Raw genomic sequence first — 21,753 nt, forward strand, 5'->3', positions numbered from 1 at the left:
CGCGCATGCCAGGCCGACCACAGCGCGCGGAGAAAAGCCGCCGGGCCCCACATTGACACCTGGGCAAACCCAAATTTCGGGCACAGCCGCCACCATCCTAAAATGGAAACTCCAGAGGTATCAGGACGTGACTATGGTGGAAGGCTTCTTAATATCTCCATCGGCAGCGACGCGACCGAGATTCCTGCTCCTCACATTTGTACTGACATTGTTCCTGGCAATTTGTATCGGGGGTTGTGATCGCAAGGATACAGCGTCCTACTCCACAGCTCCTGCACAGGAATCCGTTCTGGAAAAGAAGCAAGGCGACTCAGCGGATGAGCCCCACCGCGCCGGCAATCGTGGCGCAGAGGAAAAAGGCATTGAAGCCGAGGAAGTTGCCGAAACAGGAACCTACATTGAGCAAGGCGACCTTGAGGCCATCAAGAAGCGCGGCGTGATCCGCTTCGTCAGCATGACCGGCGACAATCAGCCCATCTTGCCGCGGGATGCCATCATCAACCAGACACACCGGCAAATGGCAGAACAGTTTGCCGAGCGGATCGGACTTACACCGCGCTGGTTTATCGCGCAAACCCCGGATCAGGCCCTGAAAATGGTGCAAGACGGCGAAGCGGATATCGTTGCCGAAAACATCAGCATAACACCGGAACGCGAGAAAACTGTCAGCTTCAGCATTCCAATACTGCAAGCCCAGGACATATTGCTAACCGGTAAGAATGGCCCGGATATCAGCAACGTCGAGAACCTTCGCGGCACAGAATTTATAGTGCTTGCGGGCAGTACCTATGCGCAACGAGCACACGCCATCGTCGCAGAACACCCAGATGCCAATTTGTCAGTGCGCGAAGTCTACCTGACCAGCGAACGGGATACGCTGTTCGACATGATAAGCAATGTCGATAACGCCGTTACCATCATGCATAAAAACTTGGCGGAAGAGACATTGAAGTATCGCGATGATTTAAAAATGGGTGCAACTTTGGGGGAACCGTTAAGTATTGCCTGGGCAATTCGCCAGGATTCGACACGACTTAAAAACCGCATAAATAACTTCCTCACACGGATCCTGGTAACTTCCGTGCCAGAGCGCACTTCGCACTGGTACGCGATCAAAAAATCCGGCGTACTGCGCTTTGCAACCTATAACGGCCCGACCAGTTATTACCTCTGGAAAGGTATCCTGCGTGGCTTCGACTATAAGATGGCCCAGGCATTTGCGGATAAACACAAACTGCAGTTAAAGATTGTCGTTGTTCCCAACGAGGATGACCTTGTGGACTGGGTGGTAGATGGGCGCGCGGACATCGCCGGTGCCTCTACTACGATCACGCAGGAACGCATTGATCGGGGCGTAGCATTCAGCACACCATTCATCGAAACGCCCGAGAAAATCATCAGCAATCGCAACCTCCCCAAAATCGATTCGCTTGAAGATCTGAATGGACGAACCATAACCCTGCGAGCCTATTCGTCATTCATCGAAACTGCGCGCACACTTCGAGAGCACGGAATTGATGTCAACCTGGAGGTTGCACCGTCAACTATGTCGTTTGAAGAGATCCTGAACAAAGTTGCCGAAGGCGTATTCGAAGCGACCATCGAAGATGGCTATATTGCGGATTTCCAGGCGGCACTGCGACCCAATTTGGAGATTGGCCTGACGGTACATGAAGGCCGCCCACAAGGTTGGATGATCAAACAGGGAAACAACGACCTGTTGAAACAGGTTGACCGTTTCATCAAGCGGTTTGTTGACTCCAAGGAATTCGATACCCTCTTCAATGCGTACTTCAAGCCGGACAAACACCTGATACAGAAAATCAACGCCCGCATCGTTCCGGGAAAGCCGCTTTCGCCCTACGACGAGCTCGTGCAGAAATCGGCCCTGGAGCATGAATTTGACTGGCGACTGATCGTGGCGCAGATGTGGCAGGAAAGCAACTTCAATCCCAAGGCGGTTTCACCGGTGGGCGCCCAGGGCCTGCTGCAGGTTATGCCGCGAACCGGTGAGGATATGGGATACCCGCCGCCATTGTTCGATCCGGAAAAAAACGTCAAAGCAGGCGTCAAATATATGGAGTGGGTACGCAACCGCTTTAAAGAGCCCCTACCAGTAAACGATGAACTCTGGTTCACGCTGGCATCCTACAATGCGGGCCTTGGTCATCTGTTCGACGCACAGCGACTTGCGGAAAAACTGGGGCTTGATCCCAAGAAGTGGTTCGACAATGTCGAGGTCGCAATGCTCAAGCTGCAGGAACCGCGTTATTTCGAGAAAGCGCGCTATGGCTATGTACGTGGTGCAGAACCGGTCGCTTATGTCCGTAAAATCAGCAACCTGTACAAGGCCTACACCAACGTAGCCAGCGGCGATATTACCCGGAGAGCGGAGACTGGTGCACGCGAGCAACAGCTTCTTATCGCAGTTTCGGCACAATCTTGCCTTTACGAGTATTCAGCCTCGCCAACCGGTGAAACTGCGCTTGATTTTCCAGAGTCAATGTCTCCGCAGTCATGGAGCGGATCTTGCCCTCACCCAACAGCGGGCAAACTGTCTTTTCCCGGTCACTGGCTGTGGCCGCTTTCCCCTCCGGTAAAGCCGGCCGCAGGATCGCACAATTAGTTAAGAGACGTGCCTGCACCAGCTGTAGCAAGCGACCCTATGACCACCGGTGCAAGGTTCACCCTAGACTACGCGAGTGACCCAAACGCGGAGCCGTGTATGCTGACACCTCGCGCACTCGAGCAGAAGATCCAATCGGTGTACCCATCGTTCATCCTTGCCGGGTTTCATCTACCACCATACCGCAAGCTATGGGGACAGATCCGCCGCATGCTGCCTGCTCTCGCCCTGGCTATGACAATCCTTGCGAGTGGCGGGTGCGATAAAGGCCATCAAACACCGCATCAGAGCGATGAAAAGGCCCCAAGCGAAGCCCCCAAGACCTTCAAAAATTACGTCGAAACCGGCGATCTGGAGGCGCTGAAAAAGCGCGGGGTGATCCGCATTGTCAGCTTGGCCGCAGACGATGACGACTTATTACCCCGCGCCACCATCGTCGGTCAGCGCCACTTCAATCTCGCCAAAAAACTTGCCGCGCGCCTGCAACTGGAGCCGCATTGGCTGGCCGCATCCACACCGGAACAAGCCCTGGAAATGCTCAGGGAAGGACGCGCAGACCTTCTCGCCGGCAACCTGACCAAGACCGAACAGCGATCGAAACAGTTCGACCTTACGGTGCCGATCAGGAAAACCCGTCAGCAACTGGTCAGCGGGCGCGGTGGGCCCGACGTAACCAATCCCAATGACCTTAATGACGTCGAGCTGGTGGTCATGGCCGAGAGCGTGTTTATCGCGACGGCGGAAACACTGGCCGAGAAAATCCCAAATGCAAAGGTCCGCACGAGAAGACTGTCCCGCGCAGACACCATCGACCGACTGATTGACGGGATCAACAAAAACCCACGCCTGATCACCATTCTCGACAGCAACACTGTAGATGGCATTCTGAGCTACCGTGAGGACATCAAAGCCGGCGCCTTTGTAAGCGACGTAGAGGATATCGTCTGGGCAGTTCGCAAGGGTTCGCCGGATCTCCGCGCGCGCATCGATAACTTCCTTACCCGCAACCTGATCGAAGAACCACCAAAACGCGGAACCGATTGGGCATCCATCAAGAAATCCGGCGTTATCCGCTTTCTCACCTATAACGGCCCAACCAGTTATTTCATGTGGAAAGGCGAATTAATGGGATTCGACTTTGACCTCGCGCAGGCCTTCGCCGATAAGCACGACCTGCAACTGGAACTCATCGTGGTACCCTACGACGAAGAACTGGTCGAATGGCTGAAAGCCGGTAAAGGCGACATCGCCGGCGCTGCAACAACGATAACGCAAGAGCGCAAAACCAGGGGCATTGCCTTCAGCCAGCCTCTCACTACCGAGCGCGAACAGGTGCTGAGCAACAGCAACAGGCCGGAAATAAAAACCATCGCAGACCTGAACGGGCGCACCCTGCTCCTACGCCAGTACTCCTCTTTTATCGAGACTGCGAAAAAACTCCGAAATGACGGCATTGATTTGAAACTGGAAATTGCCGACGCGGATACCAGCTATCAACGGATCATCAACATGGTCGCTGCCGGGCAGGCCGACGCGACCATCGCAGACGCGAGTACGGCCCAGATTGAAGCCTCCCTTCGCGATACACTTGTGCCCGGCGTGAAGATCACCAAGGCCCGTCCACAGGGCTGGATGGTGACTGCAGATAACCGCCGCCTGCTGGACGCCATCGACAACTTTATTGACACCTTTAAAAAAACCGATGCATATGCAAAAAAGGTGGATCAGTATCTGAAGCCCAACCAGCGACTGCTCGAAATTCATGAAGATCAGCTGAAACCGGGCGAAGCCCTCTCGCCTTTTGACAGGAAGGTCAAACAGGTTGCGCGCAAATACGAATTTGACTGGCGGCTTATCGTCGCCCAGATGTGGCAAGAGAGCGGCTTTGACCCGAAAGCGGAATCCCCGGTCGGCGCTCAGGGGCTATTGCAGGTGATGCCGAAGACAGCGGCAGAAATGGGATACCCTCCCCCGCTGTTTGAGCCCGAAAAGGGCATAAACGCGGGTGTAAAATATCTGGACTGGGTACGCGATCGCTTTGAGCCCGGGATCAGCCTGGAGAACCAGTTATGGTTTTCCCTTGCTGCATACAATGCGGGTATCGGCCACCTGCAAGATGCCCAGCGGCTGGCTGAACAGTTGAACCTGGATACCAATATATGGTTCGACAACGTTGAAACAGCCATGCTGAAACTTTCCGAGCCGCGCTATTTCAAAAATGCGCGCTATGGCTATGTCCGTGGATCCGAACCCGTGAACTATGTGGCAAATATCAGCCGGCTTTACCGCGCCTACACGGATATCCGCAGCGGCGACCTTTCCTCTCTGCTGCTTCCGCGGATACCGCAAGCGACCACACAGCGCGATTCAGCAGCGGCTAGTGTGCAACCGTCAGTACTATCTTGCCAATATGCTCGCTCGACTCCATCAATCGGTGCGCTTCTGCGACAGCTTCTAACGCAAAGGTGGCCGCAATCAGGGGAGCCACTTTGCCCGCGGCAATCTCTGGCCACATCTGCGCTTCCAGGTCACGAGCGATCCGGGCCTTCTCCTCCGGCGGCTGTGGCCGCAGGGTGGATCCCGTTAGCACCAGGCGCTTCAACATCACCGGCAGCATATTGACTTCCACTTTTGCGCCGGCGAGAAATGCAATATTGATGATACGTCCGTCCCGGGCCGCCAGCTGGATATTGCGATCGACGTATTGGCCACCCACCATGTCGAAAATGACATCGGCCCCATGGCCGTCGGTCGCCTCGCGGACGACAGCAACAAAGTCCTCACTGCGGTAGTTGATCGCGCGCTCTGCACCGAGCGCTACACAGGCCCGGCACTTTTCTTCCGACCCCGCAGTGACAAAAACGCGCGCACCGAGGCTGCGGGCAATTTGGATTGCGGTGGTACCAATGCCAGACGAACCGCCGTGTACCAGCAGCACCTCACCGGCTTTAAGGTGGGCGCGATGTACCAGGTTGCTCCAGACCGTGAAAAACGTCTCGGGAAGCGCGGCGGCTTCTACCATCGAGAGCCCTTGCGGCACTGGCAGGCATTGAGCAGCGGGTGCCACGGCATATTCAGCATAACCGCCGCCGTTGGTCAGCGCACAGACACGATCCCCTACCTTCCAGCGCTGCACACTTGCGCCCACCGCACTGATTTCGCCTGCAACCTCCAGCCCCAGTATTGGGGAGGCACCTGGCGGCGGTGGGTAGAAGCCCTGTCGTTGCACAATATCCGGACGGTTAACACCGGCTGCTTCTACCCGTATCAACACCTCATCTGCCGCGGGCTCGGGCCTGTCACCTTCAGCGACCTGCATTACTTCCGGGTCACCGTGTTCCCGCAGTTCGATATATCGCATAGTTCCCTCGACAATTCTGAACAATAAAAAAAGCCCGGCAGTGCCGGGCTTTCATTTTAGGCCTGTTTAGAGGTCGTAGGTCAATTCCACGCCCATCACACGGCCTTTGTTGAGCGGCGTGAAGCTGGCTCCCGCACCGCCCAGCGTTGGCGGCAACTGGGTGTTGTTGCCCTCGGTCACCTGATCCAGCATGTTCTTGCCGAATAGTGCCACGCGATAATTGCCGGAATCCGGCGAGAAGCCGAAACTGATATCCAGCATATCTACTTCCGAGAGCATACCGATATTGGTATCGGTGTAAGGCGCCTCGTCGCGGTGGTTGAAGTTGAAACGTGAAGTCAGTGTGCCCAGAGCACCAAGCTGCAGGTCATGCACCAGTCCCACGCCGTAAGTCCAGGGCGCAAGACGCGGGATTTCCAGCCCCAGGTCAGTGCCGTCCACGATGCCATCGCCACTGATATCACCAAATACCCGGTCATAACTGCCATCGACATAGCCGACATTCAGGGTGAACAGCAGGTTATCCGTGAGCGCGGCCATGGCTTCAAGCTCGGCACCATCGATCGTTGCATCGGCCGTATTGCGAATGATCTGCACCACACCACTGATCACATCGCTCAGGTTTTCTTCGCGCTGCATATCGTCGATGGTGTTGTGGAATACCGCCATGTTCGCGCGCACGCGCCCATCAAACCACTCAGCTTTGGCGCCGATCTCGAAGCTGGTCTGCTCCTCCTGATCAGTCGGGCCGGGCTGGTATGGGAAACCGGTCGTCGGGTCAATGCCGGTGTTGCGCATATTGTAGCCACCGCTGCGGAAGCCCTTGGTCCAGAAGCTGTAAACCTGCGCGTTATCGGCCAGATTCCACTGCACTCCCACTTTGGGCGTGAACGCATTCCAGGACTCCTTGTCCTCGAAATCGTAAGCGGCACAGCCGTCCAGGTCACACAGATTCAACGGAATAGTAGCGATCTGCGCGTCCTTTTCCTCTGTGGAGTAGCGGCCACCCAAAGTCAAAACCCAGGAATCGTTCAAATCCACATCCGCCTGGGTAAACACCCCCATCGCGCGATGATCCTGCACGCCGCCACCGGTCCAGTCGAGGCCACCGGGCGCAGACAGAGGCAGTATACGATTTTCGTAGTACTCCAGATCCTGGCTGAACCAGTAAAGCCCGGTGGTGATCGAAGTAGCACCGAAACGGCCGGCATAGCGCAGCTCGTTACTCAGCTGACTCTGATCGACACGGGTGCGTGCATGGAAAGCAGTGATGGGGAGGGAGTCGATATCACCGATACCGTTTGCCGAATACTCACGCCAGGCGAGTATGTTGGTGATGGTACCGTTACCGAAGGCAACGTCCTGATTGTACTCGGTGATTACCTGGTTCCACTCATCTTTCTGGAAGCCCTCTTCGTTCTGGGCAACCTCGAAAGAGTCATCGCTGTTATCCCAGTCCGAGACATCGACACCAAATAGCGGATAGGCCGGGAAATTGACCGCCAATGCGCCGCGGTTTTGTGCCACCACGCCATCGGAATCCATGCGGCCAGACTCGAGGCGTACCAGCAGCTCGGCCGTTTCACTCAGCGCAAAGCTGACGCTGGGACGGATGAACCAGGTATCGGAAGCACCCGCATTGTCGTTACCGGTATAAATATTCTCGAACCAGCCCTGATCGTTGTTGTAGTAAGCGGTCAGGCGGCCGTTAACGGAGTCGCTGATGGCACCATTGATACTGACGGCGCCAACGGTATCCAGATTGTCAGTGGTGGATAATTTGAACTTGCTGGAGAATTCTTCTGTCGGCCGCGCCGTCTTGATGACCACGGCACCGCCGGTCACGTTGCGGCCAAACAGCAGCCCCTGCGGACCGCGCAGCACTTCAATACCCTCCAGATCAAACAGGTCGGTAACCACACCGGCATTGATCCCCATATACATGCCATCGACAAACACGCCGACAGTAGGGTCGATGGAAGGAATCGAGCTGTTTACCCCAAGGCCGCGCACGGTGAAATTCGCGGTATTCTTAACGGTACCGACATCGTCCAGCTGCACATTGGGCATTTTAAAAGACAGGCTTGACAGGTCTCGCACCTGCAATGCCTCGAGCTGCGCGTCCGAGTAAGCAGTAGCTGCCACCGGGACATCCTGCAACCGCTCCGCCTCTGCCCGTTTGCGGGCCGTAACCTGAACTTCCTCAAGGATGGTACTGATCGATCCCTCCTTGTCTGCCGCCCAAACAGGCGTGGCACCGCCAGCCAGGGCCAGGGCGACGGCTGAACACGCGGAGGCAAGGATTCGGTTTCTACGGATAATAGCGCCAGTGTTACTGGCAAGCGTGAAAGGGGCTCTCATTGTTTTCTCTCCATTGCGCTGATTTATTGTTATTCAGTCTTTATATAGCAACAGAACACTGCGGCCGGTACTGCTTCTTCCTTAATTCATCATTTTCAGATGCCGACCAGTCCTTGCAAACATTGGTCAAATTCACTCACGACCAATAACCGTGAGACTACCTCAGGCGATGCAAATGCAAAAGCCTATTTGTCGCCAGAACCAAACCGCCGGTCTCGCCACACCCCACCTTTAAACAGAGAGCTAACAGACTAGTAGATGATTGGGGAGCATTGAGAAGGAAGATGGGGCCGATGGAAACACCGGCCCGCGCAACACATCAGGATTAAAATACCGGAAAAAAGTCTTCAGGGAGACAAGCGCTCAATTTGCCATACGCCAGCATCCAGTGCGCGATACACAAAGCGATCATGGAGGCGCGATGCCCTGCCCTGCCAGAATTCCACCGTGTGCGGACGCACGCGATAGCCACCCCAGAATTCGGGGCGCGGCACATCCTGATCCGCAAACCGTTCACGGAACCCGCTGAACTGTTCTTCGAGTTGGGCACGGCTCAGGATTGCATCACTTTGGTGCGAAGCCCAGGCAGCAATCTGGCTGTCACGTGGGCGGGTGCGAAAATAGTCATCGGCTTCCTGCTCGCTCAGCATCTCCGCGGTGCCACCGACAATGACCTGGCGCTCCAGCATATGCCATGGAAACAGCAGGCTGACTTTCGGATTGGCCGCTATGTCCCAAGCTTTGTGGCTTTTCAGGTTGGTGTAAAACACAAATCCGCGGGCATCCAAGCCCTTGAGTAACACAATGCGCTGTGACGGCTGGCCACTGGCATCTGCGGTACTTAGGCACACTGCACTCGGATCGGTAAGATCCGCTTTCACCGCCTCGGCCAGCCATTTTTCAAACTGCACAACCGGATCGGTGTCCAGGTCACTGCGCTCAAGCCCGCCCTGCAGGTACTCGCGGCGCCACTGATCAATTTCCATCGCTGTCACTTCCTTACTTCAGTGTTTCAGTTTCAATTCTTTACTGTGCGCAAGTTTACGCAGTTGCATGCCAATTCCCAAAACACGCAATATTCCGCAATTCTCACGCGGACTACACTCAATTATCCGGCGTATTTCCCCGCCAGAGCGCAGACTCTGCGGACGCTTGCAGGGCGTTCCCCGGGCGGCTAGGCTCCGACCCAAACTCTATAACTGTTTCGGGGAATTTTATGCACGCATCCGATCAGCGCCCCCAGGGGCCCAGCTGTGCCCAGACTCTGATGTACTTGTTACGCCAGTACGGTGTGGATACTGTTTTCGGCATTCCCGGAGTACACACCATCGAACTTTACCGCGGCCTCCCCGGCAGCGGCTTGACCCATATCACGCCGCGCCACGAACAGGGTGCGGCCTTCATGGCCGACGGCTATGCACGTGCCAGTGGCAAGCCGGGTGTGTGCTTCCTGATTACCGGCCCCGGTGTCACCAATGCCGCCACCGCCATGGCCCAGGCTTATTCCGATTCCATCCCGATGCTGGTGATCAGTGCGGTCAATCGACGCGAAGACCTGGGGCTTGGCCGCGGCCGCCTGCACGAACTGCCGCGCCAGCAGGATGTTTCCCGCGGCTTCTGCATCTGGCAGCACGCGGTGACCAGTGCCACCCAGCTCCCCGAGGTTCTGGCACGCGCGTTTCAGATGATGCACTCCAGCCGCCCAGGCCCCGTGCATATCGAAATACCTATCGACCTGTTCCCGGCCCCAATGCCCGGCACTCTTGAACATTACCGCGCAGCCCCCCTGGCCGCACTGCCGGCCGCAGAGCCACGCGCACTGGAAACCGCGGCGCAGTGGCTGCGCGAAGCCAAAGCGCCGGTGATCCTGCTCGGTGGCGGCGCGCAACACTGCGCCGCAGAAGCCACTGAACTTGCAGAAAAAATCGCCGCTCCGGTATTTCTGTCACTCGCGGCAAAAGGCATCGTAGACGAACGGCACCCACTGTGCGGCGGCGCCAATCTGTCGTTTATGGCGGTGCGCGAGCGCGTGGAGCAGGCCGACGTGGTTCTCGCCGTCGCTACTGAGCTGGCGGAGACCGACCGCAACCTGATGCGCGAAAATTACCATTTCAACGGCAAATTGATCCGCGTAGATATAGACCCAGCACAGCTGGTCTGCAATGCCAACCCGGATCTCGCCCTGTGCGCGGATGCGCAGGCAACCCTTGCACAGCTAAACGCACTCCTGCCGGAGGCGGACAAACAGCGTGTGCAGCTGGCCGGCGCGGAAACCGGGGAACTGGTCGCCAACTGCCGCAATGAATGGTGGCCCGGTTCCGAAAGCCGTTTCCCCTGGGTACAAGCCCTGCGCCAGGCACTGCCGGATGACGGCATATTGGTAACCGACTCCACACAGCTTGCCTACAACACCAACCACGCGCTGCCGCTGTACCAGCCCCGCAGCCATATCACCTGCACCACAGGCTACGGCACATTGGGCTTTGCCCTGCCCGCCGCCATAGGCGCGGCGCTCGCCAGTCCGCGACCGGTCATTGGCCTGATCGGCGACGGCGGCTTGATGTTTACCCTCGGGGAGCTCGCTGCCGCCGTCGAGCAGCAACTGGCGCTGCCCATACTGGTCTGGAATAACAGCGGCTACGGGGAAATACGCGACTTTATGGATGAGGCCGCTGTACCTCAGGAGGGCGTAAACCTGCGCGCACCGGATTTTGTCGCACTGGCCGAATCCTTTGGCGCCGCCGGCTGCCGAATTTCGCAGGCGGAAGAGCTGGCGCCCGCGATTGCGCAGGCATTCGCACGCAAGGGCCCGACCCTGATTGAAATCACTGCGCCGTAATTACAAGACATGACCTCAGGAGCCCCCATGACGGATCTGACCAAACTACCTACCGACAAACTGTACATTGACGGCGCCTGGCGGGACTCCACCGCCGGCACCCTGCATTCAGTGGTTAACCCTGCCACGGAAGCGGAAATTTGCCAGGTTGTTCAGGGAACAGTCGAGGATGTGGATGCGGCTGTTATTGCCGCACGCAAGGCGTTCAGGGAGTGGCGACACAGCCGCGCGGCTAAACGCCAGGCACTGATGCACGCGATTGCCGACGGCATGGAAGCGCGCAAACAGGATCTGATCGAAGCGATCTCCCAGGCCCTGGGCTGCCCTGCCCATATCACCGAATGGCTGCATGTGGATGGCCCGATTTACGCCATGCGCTATTACGCGGATCGCGCGCAGCATATGGAAGAAACCGAGCAGGCTGGCCACTCGGTAGTACTGCGCGAGCCGGTGGGCGTGTGCGGTTTTATCACGCCGTGGAACTATCCCTTGCACCAGTTCGTGGGCAAGGTCGCCCCGGCGCTGGCCGCAGGTTGCACCATGATCCAGAAGCCCTCCGAGATGACGCCACTGCAAGACTATGTGATGGCAGAGATCATTGATGCGGTGGGCCTGCCAGCGGGTGTCTTCAACCTGGTACCGGGCGCGGGACCGATTGTTGGCGCAGCCCTGTCCTCGCACCCGGACATCGACATGGTCTCCTTTACCGGTTCGACCCGTGCAGGTGTCGAAGTGGCCAAGGCCGCGGCGCCCACGGTCAAGCGCGTGACCCAGGAGCTGGGTGGCAAGTCACCCCTGATCATCACCCCGGACGCGGATCTGGAACAGGCCGTGCGCTGGGGCTGCGAGGACGTATTCATCAACAGCGGCCAGACCTGTACCGCACTCACCCGCATGCTGGTACCGGCAGAGCGCTACGAGGAAGCCGTCGCCATCGCCAGGTCAGTGGCGGAGGGCGTCGCCATGGGCACGGGCAAAGAGGCCTTTATGGGGCCGCTCGCCTCCGCCCGCCAGCGTGAGATCGTGCGCAGCTATATCGACAAAGGCGTAGCGGAGGGTGCGCGACTGGTCACCGGCGGCAGCGAGGTACCCGAGGAGTTCCCGCAGGGGTTCTACGTCAAACCCACCGTGTTTGCCGATGTCAGCAACGACATGAGCATCGCCCGCGAAGAGATCTTTGGCCCGGTCACCTGCCTGATCCCCTACCGCGACCTGGACGAGGCCATCGCCATCGCCAACGATACCGAGTACGGGCTTTCCAGTGGCGTATGGGCGAAAGACGCGGAAAGCGCCATGCCCGTCGTCAGACGTATCGAAGCCGGCCTGTGCTTCGTCAATGGCGGCGAGTTCAATTACGATGCGCCATTCGGCGGCTACAAGCGTTCGGGCAACGGGCGCGAATTTGGCCAGGCCGGCCTGGACGAGTTTATTGAACTGAAATCCGTCCAGCTGCCCGCATAAAATCCTGCAGCGCCGCCACAATTGGCGGCGCTGTTGACTGATAATTCTCTCCCCGCTATCTTTGCCCGCGACATCAAGAGAGTGGCTGACGCCAACGCCAACCTGCCTACCGGGGCAAGGTGGTTTCCCTTCGCTAACTGCATGGTTTTTGCACGCTGCGTCGGGGATGGGGCTCTTGCTGGTACTTTTACCAGCGACGCAATCCAACCGGGTCGCGATGATTCTGGAAATCCAGGGCATCGCCTCTTCCGCCGTCAGCCCTCCAGATTTTTATTGGAGGGAACATGTCCGAATTACAGTTATCCAGCACCGACGTTATCGAAATCCAGATTGCTCCCCAACGCAGCCGAACGGCCGTCAGGGCAGTCAAACGCGGCGATCGCCAGCTGCTGTGGCAGTTACTGTTCGACTCGACGGAAGATGCGCTGGCGTTCGCCACCCACTGCCGCGCCAGCGACGTACCGGTCACGGCCCACAAGGCCTGTGAATTGGTGGGATAATTCGAGCCGCGCTTTGCGCGCCGAGCAACCTACAATACCCGGTATCCAGAACCCGGCCGATGGACGCAACTGCGACGAGATCCCCTTTTTGCGTCCATCTCAATGCCAACGCAGTGCCAAAAGCACACTGAAGGAGCCAATAACAACTTATGTCCAAGCCCGAGCACTTTTTCCAGCACCTGCGCAATGAACTGCAGCAGATTGAAGCGGATGGCCTCTACAAGCGCGAGCGCATCATCACTTCCCAGCAGAGCGCCGAGATCCAGGTCAACAATGACACCCAGGTTCTCAACTTCTGCGCCAACAACTACCTCGGGCTGGCCAATCACCCCGACCTGATCCAGGCGGCCAAAGACGGCCTGGATCAATACGGTTTCGGCATGGCTTCCGTGCGCTTCATCTGCGGTACCCAGGACATTCACAAGGCGTTGGAATCCCGCCTGTCCGACTTCCTGCAGACCGAAGACACCATCCTTTACACCTCCTGTTTCGACGCCAATGGCGGCCTGTTCGAAACCCTGCTCGGCCCGGAAGATGCCATCATCTCCGACGCCCTGAACCACGCCTCCATCATCGACGGCGTGCGCCTGTGTAAAGCAAAACGTTTCCGCTACGCCAACAACGACCTGGCGGATCTGGAAGAGCAGCTGAAAGCCGCCGACGCGGCCGGCGCCAAAACCAAGCTGATCGCCACCGACGGTGTGTTCTCCATGGACGGTGTCATCGCCAACCTGAAAGGCATCTGCGATCTGGCAGACAAGTACAACGCCCTGGTCATGGTCGACGACTCCCACGCCGTCGGCTTCCTCGGCGAACACGGGCGTGGTACCCACGAATACTGTGATGTTGTCGAACGTGTCGACATCATCACCGGCACCCTGGGCAAGGCCCTGGGCGGTGCCTCTGGCGGCTTCACTTCCGGCCGCAAGGAAATCATCGACCTGCTGCGCCAGCGCTCACGCCCCTACCTGTTCTCCAACTCCGTGGCGCCGGCGATTGTCACCGCCTCGCTGAAGGTGCTGGACATGCTGGTGGAAGGTGGCGAGCTGCGTACCCAGCTGCAGGAAAACTCCGCGTATTTCCGCAAGCGCATGACCGAAGCCGGGTTCACCCTGGCCGGCGCCGACCACGCCATTATCCCGGTGATGATCGGCGACGCAGCCCTGGCCCAGCAGATGGCCGACAAGATGCTGGAAAAAGGCATTTATGTTGTGGGCTTCTTCTACCCGGTTGTGCCGAAGGGACAGGCCCGCATCCGCACCCAGATGTCCGCTGCACACACCCGCGAACAGCTCGATCGCTGCATCGACGCCTTCGTGGAAGTCGGCAAAGAACTGAACATCATCTAATCCCGACGCGGAGCCCCGCGGCTCCGCGTTGCCGTCCCCGGGACTGCAAGCTGAGAAGTACTGCAAGATTTATGAAAGCTTTATCAAAACTGAAATCCGAACCCGGTATCTGGATGACCGATGCCGAAATTCCGGAGCCGGGCCACAATGACCTGCTGATCAAGATCCGCAAGACCGCCATTTGCGGCACCGACATGCACATCTACCACTGGGATGAGTGGTCCCAGAAGACCATTCCGGTACCGATGATTGTGGGCCACGAATATGTGGGCGAAGTGGTCGGCATGGGCCAGGAAGTCGCTGGTTTCAATATCGGCGACCGGGTTTCCGGCGAAGGCCATATCACCTGCGGTCACTGCCGCAACTGCCGCGCCGGCCGCCGCCACCTGTGTCGCAACACCTACGGCGTGGGCGTTGACCGCCAGGGCGCATTTGCTGAATACCTGGTCATTCCGGCCCTGAATGCGTTCAAGATCCCGGACAACATCCCCGACGAGCTCGCCTCAATTTTTGATCCGTTCGGCAATGCGGTGCACACCGCACTGTCCTTTGATCTGGTGGGTGAAGACGTACTGATTACCGGCGCCGGCCCCATCGGCATTATGGCCGCGGCGGTAGCGCGCCACGTAGGCGCACGCCACGTGGTGATTACCGACATCAACGATTACCGCCTGGACCTGGCAAAGAAAATGGGTGCAACCCGCACCGTGAATGTGAGCCGCGAGAAGCTTTCCGACGTGATGAAAGAAATCGGCATGACCGAGGGCTTTGACGTCGGCCTGGAAATGTCCGGTGTTTCCGTCGCCTTCCGCGACATGCTGTCGGCCATGAACCACGGCGGCAAAATCGCGATGCTGGGGATTCCCCCGGGCGAAATGGCGATCGACTGGAGCCAGGTCATTTTCAAGGGCCTGATCATCAAGGGTATTTACGGCCGCGAGATGTTCGAGACCTGGTACAAGATGGCGAGCCTGATTCAGTCCGGCCTCGACCTGTCTCCGATCATTACCCACCAGTTCCCGATCGAAGATTTCCAGAAAGGCTTCGATACCATGGGCTCCGGTGAATCCGGCAAGGTGATTCTCAACTGGCAGTGAGCTAGCCCGCTGCCATCGCCGGTTTTTGAAGTTGTATTACTGTGGCTGAATAATGAATGTTTTCAGCTGACGAAGTGCAAACGGCGAATTGAAGGCTAAATACTGGGTGGAGTATTTCGAAAGCGGTTTCGAAATGCTCCACCCGGTGCTTGGCCGCCACCACAGCCGGTAAAAATTTCTTTACGGGAAAGGCCAAGGAGCAACATCCATGATAAGAGTCATCGGTGTACTATTATTCGCCCTGTTACTGCTCTGGCTTGCAGGTACCATCTACTACAAAAACAAGGGCGAAAACGAAACCAGCCATAGTTCCAGTCAACCGCTATGGCATATCGCGGCGCTGGAAATCACAGGCCCAGTTTCCTGATCAAACGTGTGCTGGACGTACCCTGCACCAGCAGCGAAAACAACACCACCCCGAATACGATCGATTGTACTGTCCACCAGTAGGGCAGCTCCGTTGGCAATGACAGCACCAGCGCCACCGCTATCACACCGCGCAATCCGCCCCAGCTCAGTACCAGTCGCCAGCTTTTGGGAACGGGCGGCCCGACAAAGCGGGCCAGTGGCGCCAGCATGGAAATAGCCAAAGCGCGCGCACCCAATGCCGCCGCGATACCAATCACTATCGCCAGCCACTGGTGAGAAAACATTTCAAACGTGATCACCAGCCCCATGATCACAAAGATCAGTGCGTTAAACAGAAGCTCAAGCCACTCCCACGTAGGCTCCGCATGCACAAGGAAAGTTTCGTGCTGCTCACGCAGGCACGCACGCGCAACGATCGCGCATACCATCACCGATAAAATGCCCGAAACACCCACCACGTGCTCCGCCAGATAAAAACTGCCGAACGCCGCAAGTACCAGCAGCATCAGCGCTGCCCCGGCAGAAGCGATGAACAAAATCACAATCGCCGTAAGCAGGCCACATATAGCCCCTATGGCGAGCCCGCCAAAAAATACCGCAGAAAAATACACGACAAATGCCCACGCGCCGGCAATGGGTTCACCGGTAGGATTCGACCCCTCCATGACACTGTGCGTCGCAATACCCAGTACGAAGGAAAACAGCACGATCGCCGCGGCATCGTTAAACAGGCTCTCCCCTTCCACCAGCGTCAACAGCCCTTCATTGGCATGCCCTGCGCGCAATCGCGTCACCACCGCAACCGGATCCGTGGCCGCCAGAATCGCACCGGTTAGCAGAGCCGCCAGCCAGGGAAAGCCCTCCGGATGATTGATACCGAAGTACACCAGCACCGCGGTAAGCAGCATGCATATCACGACACCGAGCGTGGCCAGAAGGATGATCGGGCCGAGCCAGCGAACAAGTGTTTGCGGATCTATCTTCCAGGCAGAACCAAAAATCAGCACAGGCAGAATGACAAAAAACACCAGCTGGTGCAGGTTCTCCGCGCGCAGTCCGGTATCGTAATCCAGCACTGGCAGCAGCATGCCGGCCAGTACACCGGCAATCAGGCAACCGAGTGTATTGTCGCGCCCCAGGACACGCGCAATGGCCAATCCGAAGACGGCCGCCACGGCCATGTACAGTCCCTGGCCAACAAGGGTGGTTACTCCATCCATAGAAGGTTCCTGTATTTCTTACAGCCAGGGTCTAGTCACGGTCGGACGCGATTACGGATTTCGGTTTTACATCCTGCACCGTTTCCGAGAGCGGTATCGGCACACCGCGTTCATTAATCACTTCCACGTCGGAACGGCGTAACTGCCGCGGTTCCGCTACTCCACAGGAGTGCGCAATAGTGCCCACTTCATATTCCATATTGCGCGCATAGTTGTAGACCCGCTCCGCCTTGTCCATCGGATCCAGGCCCTGCTGTAAATCCGGATTGTGTGTGGTCACGCCTGTGGGGCAGGTATTCCGGTTGCATTGCATCGCCTGGATACAACCCAGCGCAAACATGAATCCGCGCCCACAGTTGACGAAGTCTGCACCCATGGCGAGCGCCCAGGCCACCATGGAGGGTGTCAGCAATTTGCCGGCACAGATAATCTTGATCCGGTCGCGCAGCCCGTATTGATCCAGCAGATCCACCACCAAAGGCAGACTGCGGTTTAACGGCAGGCCCATATAATCCATCAGGCTCTGGGGCGCCGCGCCGCTGCCGCCATCAGCGCTGTCGATTGTGATGAAGTCCGGGGCGGATTCGTACCCGCGCCGCTGGATGGTTTCGCACAGCTCGTGCAGCCAGTTGCTGCTGCCAACAACACACTTGAATCCGGTCGGCTTGCCGGTGACGTCGCGGATATGCCCGATCATATCCAGCAGCCCACCCACATCGCGGAATTCGGGGTGACCGTTTGGGCTGATGGAATCCTCACCTACCGGGATACCGCGCACGGCGGCGATCTCAGGAGTGACCTTGACGCCCGGGAGTATGCCCCCTTTTCCCGGCTTGGCCCCCTGCGAGAGCTTCAGCTCAAACATTTTCACCTGCTCGTACGCAGCCACTTCTGCCAGCTTCTTGTCCGAGAGGTTGCCCTCCTTGTCACGTACTCCATATTTGGCCGTACCTATCTGGAATACGATGTCGCAACCGCCAGACAGGTGATGGGACGACAGGCCGCCCTCGCCCGTGTTCAGCCAGATCCCGGCTTTCTTGGCGCCCTTGGACAGAGCCGTCACCGCAGGCACAGACAGGGCGCCAAAACTCATCCCGGAAATGTTGAAAATGGATCGGGTGCTATAGGGCTTGCGTGCCACCCCTTCCCCAACGGTGATTTCACGGGCCGGAACGGCGTCCTTGGCCAGAGTCGGAAACGGATGATTGAGAAAGACGATATCACCGGGCTGGTTGAGTGGCCGGGTGGATCCAAAGGCAACGGTGGAATCCACGTTTTTCGCGGCCCGGTATACCCAGTTGCGCTGGGCGCGATTGAACGGCATCTCCTCGCGGTCGAGGGCGAAAAAGTACTGGCGAAAGAACTCACCCAGATGTTCAAACTGGTAACGAAACCGCCCCAGTACCGGGAAATTCCTCCGTATGGCCTGTTTGGACTGGCGAATGTCGGACAGGTACATGTACACCACATACAGCACCAGCAGCACCAGCCCAAAAGCAAAAAACAATGCAAAAAGCTGCAGTACCTTTACCGCAAATCCCTGAATAGCGGCTACCGCCTGAAGATCCATCCCAGCGTCCCTGTATTGCGCGAGCAATCGCGTTTTCTGTCGATTATGGAGCCAATTGTATGCGCAGAGACACAAAAGGGAACAGCGCTCCCTATGTCGCAAGTTCACCCTTATCGAGACACAGTGAAGAGAAAGCGGTCGCCATAGCACGAGCCCGGCAAGCTTACTCGGGAAGGAATGCGCGGCCAGAAAGTACCAGCGGGTCTACCCCAGACTGTGGCTGTCCCAACTGCCGGGAACGGCTCCTCGCGTAAAATGACTGTCAGAACCCTGGAGCCAGCTCTACGCCGACCCCCAGGGTTTGTACCCGAACGGGATAGTCAATCAGGCTTTCGCCATAACCATCGAAATACTTGACTATGCCGCGAAGCCGATTGGCAATGGGGAAGCTCCAACTTAATTCGAACGCCCCCCTGTTTTTTGAACGCAGGTTATTGCGAAGCATGATCGACGTAATGTAGCCATCCGAGCGATAACCGCCGGCCAACTCAAAGAACCCGAGGCTGGCATCAAGCTCGGGACCGTGGCCTTGATCCCGCTCGGTAGCCAGCCGGTACCAGGGCTTGAAAGAGAGAAAATAGTCGTCCTTTTCAAACAGAAAATTGGTGTATACGCGATTCCATCCGCGGGAAAAAGCACCACCCCGGCCGTTGGACTGATGGCTGAGCCCCACTTGGGTTACCACCTGGCGAGCCCCCCAAAATCCCCAATCACCAAGCCATGTGGCAATAAGCTCGGCCTCATGATTGGTCTCACGAAATACACCAGAGCCAGTGTACGCCTGCCAGAAGCTGTGATTGGTATAGGCCACGCTGAGAAAGGAATACTCCCCCATAAATCCATGCCAGACAGGCACCTGCATAGAGAGCTGAAACTGCACCTCTACGGGGTCAACGCTTGGCAATCCATATCGCTCACTGGCCGTCAAGCTGTCTTCTGGCGATAGCGCTCGATACGCGACTGGCAGTAAATAATTCGCCCGGTGGGAAATGAACGAAAAGGGATTGTCGACCGCCTCCGATATCGCAAGGATATGCCGACTGATAGAAGGCTCGGACAATCCACCGTCCTGATCGCCATCGCCATCACCATCAACATTGGCTTCTGCATACACCGACTCGACCGCCAGCACCTCATTGCTGGCGCATTGTCCTGTGCAACTGCTTGCTGCCGGGTTCCCATCCAGAGCTCCCGCCGTCGATAAGTCTGGCATCAGTGTCTCCGCTACAGACGCGGGAGCCAGGATGCATTGCAGAAACACACAAGCAATATACGGTCGCAGAACTACGTACATGGCTCTCACTCCTTGAAGCCAAAGACGGGAAAAGTTTAGCTGCGCGAAAAACCAACTGTGCTCTATCGAGGCCTTTAACAATATTCTGGTGCCAGCGCAGGTTAAACGGCGGCTCCTGCAGCGGCCCAGTGCACCCGGATCGGCTCAAAGACTTTAATTGTGATCCAATTCTCAAATCTGTATCCTTTCGCCGCCGAAGAATCAAGCGTCAAGCGGTCGCCAGACTCCTCTTGACCCAGCTGCCCCGACCCGCACTCAAGATGCACGCTCTGCGGATGCTTGATCGTCATTTACCTGCCACTGGATATTTCCTCGCAAGGATTCACCGATGCAACGCACGACCAATCTTCTGAAGCCTTTGGCACTGATTCTGGTGCTGTTTATTTCGCCACTCGCGAAGGCCGGCAGCATAACCTGGGCCGACACCGGGAAATCACTGGCGGACGCCAAGTGGGAAATTGGCGCTATTGCGGGCGGCATCACCTACCTGGGGGCCAAGGAATGGAACTGGGGAAGCTCATCCTTCAAGTTCAATGAGGAAGGGTGGTTTGGCATGGATACCGGCAGCGGCGGTGTCGACAAGCTCGGGCACATGTACTCCTCTTACCTGATCACCGAGGCCATCGGTCACGGGCTTTCCCGAAATAATGAGGCGGACTTTGCCGCAACCTATAGTGCGCTTTGGGCCAGTAGCCTGATGCTGTACGTTGAATTATTTGACGGCTACTCCGCCGACCACGGTTTTTCCTATGAAGATGTGGTATTCAACTCCACCGGCATCGCACTCTCCTATTTCAGAACCCGCTACCCCGAACTAAAGCAGCTGGTGGACTATCGGCTCGACTATATCCCCTCGAAAGCCATGAAAGGATTCCACCCGGTGACGGACTACACCGGGATGCGCTATCTGCTGGCGTTCAAGGCCGCCGGGGTACCCAAGCTTAAAAAGACCCCACTCAGGTATCTGGAACTCAACCTGGGTTATTCGGCACAGGGCTTTAAAGCGGCAGATGCACCCTATTTCCCCGAAAGGGAAACAGAGCTGTTTGTCGGTATCAGCCTTAATCTCGACGAGCTCATCTTCAAGCCGTTCGCCCGGCAGCTTGGCGCGGTGGGTAAATATGGATCCACCCTGTCGCACTATTACCAACCACGTGGCAGTTATCTCAAAAGCCCTCTACATGAGCGTGCAGAGTAAGCGACTGACGGATGCACCTGATGGCGGCTGAATAGTGAGTCGCCCCATAGCCTTGCGCCAATACTGGCCTCACCACTAAACTGTGCATACATACAGTAATTATGGTGGCAAAAATTGGCTAACGACAGCGCCTGCACACCCACGCAAAAACACAAAGGCCGCGGCGCCGTCAGTAACCTAGCGGGGCGCTTTGTCGAGCAAAATTCTACGCGAGAGAATGACGGCTGGCTGCTGGAGGCGGAGCTACAGGAACCTGTGGCCACCGTAGCGCTTGCGGAAAAAGCCAAGAGCATCATTGCCACCAACAGCTCGCCAGACCTGCCCTTCAGCCAGTCGATCAACCCTTATCGGGGCTGTGAACATGTTATCTTTGATTTTCCGAGTATGGCCAGTTTGTACAAAATGTAAGCCTGCTTGTTGCTGTAGTTGCCCTCCCTAAAGCTGAGAGCCAAAGCAATGCAGGTGCAAATCGTGCCGCGGCCGTCAAGTCTGCGGGTTGTGACTGCAT

14 protein-coding genes and 1 pseudogene are annotated in these 21,753 nt (G+C 57.2%); 9 read left to right on the plus strand and 6 right to left on the minus strand.

All coding sequences use genetic code 11. The annotated features are described in order from the left end of the window. The first annotated feature begins 52 nt into the window (after positions 1-52). On the plus strand, positions 53-2,626 hold the full coding sequence (locus tag ACNKU7_RS05555; RefSeq protein WP_418295972.1) for an MltF family protein: 2,574 nt from the start codon (positions 53-55) through the stop codon (positions 2,624-2,626). 234 nt (positions 2,627-2,860) lie between these two features. After that, positions 2,861-4,753 (plus strand): annotated as a pseudogene (locus ACNKU7_RS05560) (transporter substrate-binding domain-containing protein); the annotation flags it as partial. 250 nt (positions 4,754-5,003) lie between these two features. On the opposite strand, the gene ACNKU7_RS05565 reads toward ACNKU7_RS05560, so the two are convergent. The 3 genes from ACNKU7_RS05565 to pdxH all read right to left on the minus strand — a co-directional run bounded on the left by ACNKU7_RS05565 (position 5,004) and on the right by pdxH (position 9,334). After that, the gene (locus ACNKU7_RS05565) at positions 5,004-5,987 is read right to left on the minus strand and encodes an NAD(P)H-quinone oxidoreductase (RefSeq protein ID WP_418295973.1); all 984 of its coding nucleotides are present in this window, start codon (positions 5,985-5,987) and stop codon (positions 5,004-5,006) included. Positions 5,988-6,053: 66 nt separating this feature from the next. After that, the gene (locus tag ACNKU7_RS05570; protein ID WP_418295974.1) at positions 6,054-8,348 is read right to left on the minus strand and encodes a TonB-dependent receptor; all 2,295 of its coding nucleotides are present in this window, start codon (positions 8,346-8,348) and stop codon (positions 6,054-6,056) included. A 347-nt stretch (positions 8,349-8,695) separates the two neighbouring features. Further along, on the minus strand, positions 8,696-9,334 hold the full coding sequence (gene pdxH, locus ACNKU7_RS05575; protein ID WP_418295975.1) for a pyridoxamine 5'-phosphate oxidase: 639 nt from the start codon (positions 9,332-9,334) through the stop codon (positions 8,696-8,698). Positions 9,335-9,564: 230 nt separating this feature from the next. Between pdxH and ACNKU7_RS05580 the strand changes: the two genes are divergently transcribed. The 5 genes from ACNKU7_RS05580 to tdh all read left to right on the plus strand — a co-directional run bounded on the left by ACNKU7_RS05580 (position 9,565) and on the right by tdh (position 15,594). After that, a complete protein-coding gene (locus ACNKU7_RS05580) occupies positions 9,565-11,187 on the plus strand; it encodes a 5-guanidino-2-oxopentanoate decarboxylase (protein ID WP_418295976.1) in 1,623 nt (540 codons plus the stop codon). A gap of 27 nt (positions 11,188-11,214) precedes the next feature. Then, positions 11,215-12,648: an aldehyde dehydrogenase family protein gene (locus tag ACNKU7_RS05585; RefSeq protein ID WP_418295977.1), complete on the plus strand. Its 1,434-nt coding sequence runs from the start codon at positions 11,215-11,217 to the stop codon at positions 12,646-12,648. A 284-nt stretch (positions 12,649-12,932) separates the two neighbouring features. Then, positions 12,933-13,148: a hypothetical protein gene (locus tag ACNKU7_RS05590; RefSeq protein ID WP_418295978.1), complete on the plus strand. Its 216-nt coding sequence runs from the start codon at positions 12,933-12,935 to the stop codon at positions 13,146-13,148. 149 nt (positions 13,149-13,297) lie between these two features. After that, positions 13,298-14,497, plus strand: a complete 1,200-nt coding sequence (locus tag ACNKU7_RS05595) for a glycine C-acetyltransferase (RefSeq protein ID WP_418295979.1) — start codon at positions 13,298-13,300, stop codon at positions 14,495-14,497. 71 nt (positions 14,498-14,568) lie between these two features. Continuing rightward, the gene (tdh, locus tag ACNKU7_RS05600; protein WP_418295980.1) at positions 14,569-15,594 is read left to right on the plus strand and encodes an L-threonine 3-dehydrogenase; all 1,026 of its coding nucleotides are present in this window, start codon (positions 14,569-14,571) and stop codon (positions 15,592-15,594) included. 347 nt (positions 15,595-15,941) lie between these two features. Here the strand turns inward: tdh and ACNKU7_RS05605 are convergent, their stop codons facing one another. The 3 genes from ACNKU7_RS05605 to ACNKU7_RS05615 form a co-directional block, all read right to left on the minus strand. Further along, on the minus strand, positions 15,942-17,183 hold the full coding sequence (locus ACNKU7_RS05605; protein WP_418295981.1) for a cation:proton antiporter: 1,242 nt from the start codon (positions 17,181-17,183) through the stop codon (positions 15,942-15,944). A gap of 31 nt (positions 17,184-17,214) precedes the next feature. After that, on the minus strand, positions 17,215-18,753 hold the full coding sequence (locus ACNKU7_RS05610) for an FMN-binding glutamate synthase family protein (protein WP_418295982.1): 1,539 nt from the start codon (positions 18,751-18,753) through the stop codon (positions 17,215-17,217). Between the two features lie 262 nt (positions 18,754-19,015). Next, complete coding sequence (locus ACNKU7_RS05615) at positions 19,016-19,966, minus strand: phospholipase A (RefSeq protein ID WP_418295983.1); 951 nt, start codon at positions 19,964-19,966, stop codon at positions 19,016-19,018. 409 nt (positions 19,967-20,375) lie between these two features. On the opposite strand from ACNKU7_RS05615, the gene ACNKU7_RS05620 reads away from it, so the two are divergent. Both ACNKU7_RS05620 and ACNKU7_RS05625 read left to right on the plus strand, forming a co-directional pair. Further along, positions 20,376-21,245, plus strand: coding sequence for a DUF2279 domain-containing protein (locus tag ACNKU7_RS05620; protein ID WP_418295984.1), 870 nt, complete (start codon positions 20,376-20,378; stop codon positions 21,243-21,245). Between the two features lie 114 nt (positions 21,246-21,359). Next, complete coding sequence (locus ACNKU7_RS05625; RefSeq protein ID WP_418295985.1) at positions 21,360-21,653, plus strand: hypothetical protein; 294 nt, start codon at positions 21,360-21,362, stop codon at positions 21,651-21,653. The last annotated feature ends 100 nt before the right edge of the window (positions 21,654-21,753 follow it).

Origin of the sequence: Microbulbifer weihaiensis (assembly GCF_048323715.1) — a bacterium.
Lineage (GTDB): Bacteria > Pseudomonadota > Gammaproteobacteria > Pseudomonadales > Cellvibrionaceae > Microbulbifer.

Coding starts and splice junctions, on each gene's coding strand:
- ACNKU7_RS05590 (WP_418295978.1), top strand. CDS start 12,933: ATGTCCGAATTACAGTTATCCAGCACCGACGTTATCGAAATCCAGATT.
- ACNKU7_RS05605 (WP_418295981.1), bottom strand. CDS start 17,183: ATGGATGGAGTAACCACCCTTGTTGGCCAGGGACTGTACATGGCCGTG.
- ACNKU7_RS05585 (WP_418295977.1), top strand. CDS start 11,215: ATGACGGATCTGACCAAACTACCTACCGACAAACTGTACATTGACGGC.
- ACNKU7_RS05580 (WP_418295976.1), top strand. CDS start 9,565: ATGCACGCATCCGATCAGCGCCCCCAGGGGCCCAGCTGTGCCCAGACT.
- ACNKU7_RS05595 (WP_418295979.1), top strand. CDS start 13,298: ATGTCCAAGCCCGAGCACTTTTTCCAGCACCTGCGCAATGAACTGCAG.
- ACNKU7_RS05620 (WP_418295984.1), top strand. CDS start 20,376: ATGCAACGCACGACCAATCTTCTGAAGCCTTTGGCACTGATTCTGGTG.
- ACNKU7_RS05610 (WP_418295982.1), bottom strand. CDS start 18,753: ATGGATCTTCAGGCGGTAGCCGCTATTCAGGGATTTGCGGTAAAGGTA.
- tdh (WP_418295980.1), top strand. CDS start 14,569: ATGAAAGCTTTATCAAAACTGAAATCCGAACCCGGTATCTGGATGACC.
- ACNKU7_RS05565 (WP_418295973.1), bottom strand. CDS start 5,987: ATGCGATATATCGAACTGCGGGAACACGGTGACCCGGAAGTAATGCAG.
- ACNKU7_RS05570 (WP_418295974.1), bottom strand. CDS start 8,348: ATGAGAGCCCCTTTCACGCTTGCCAGTAACACTGGCGCTATTATCCGT.
- pdxH (WP_418295975.1), bottom strand. CDS start 9,334: ATGGAAATTGATCAGTGGCGCCGCGAGTACCTGCAGGGCGGGCTTGAG.
- ACNKU7_RS05615 (WP_418295983.1), bottom strand. CDS start 19,966: ATGCCAGACTTATCGACGGCGGGAGCTCTGGATGGGAACCCGGCAGCA.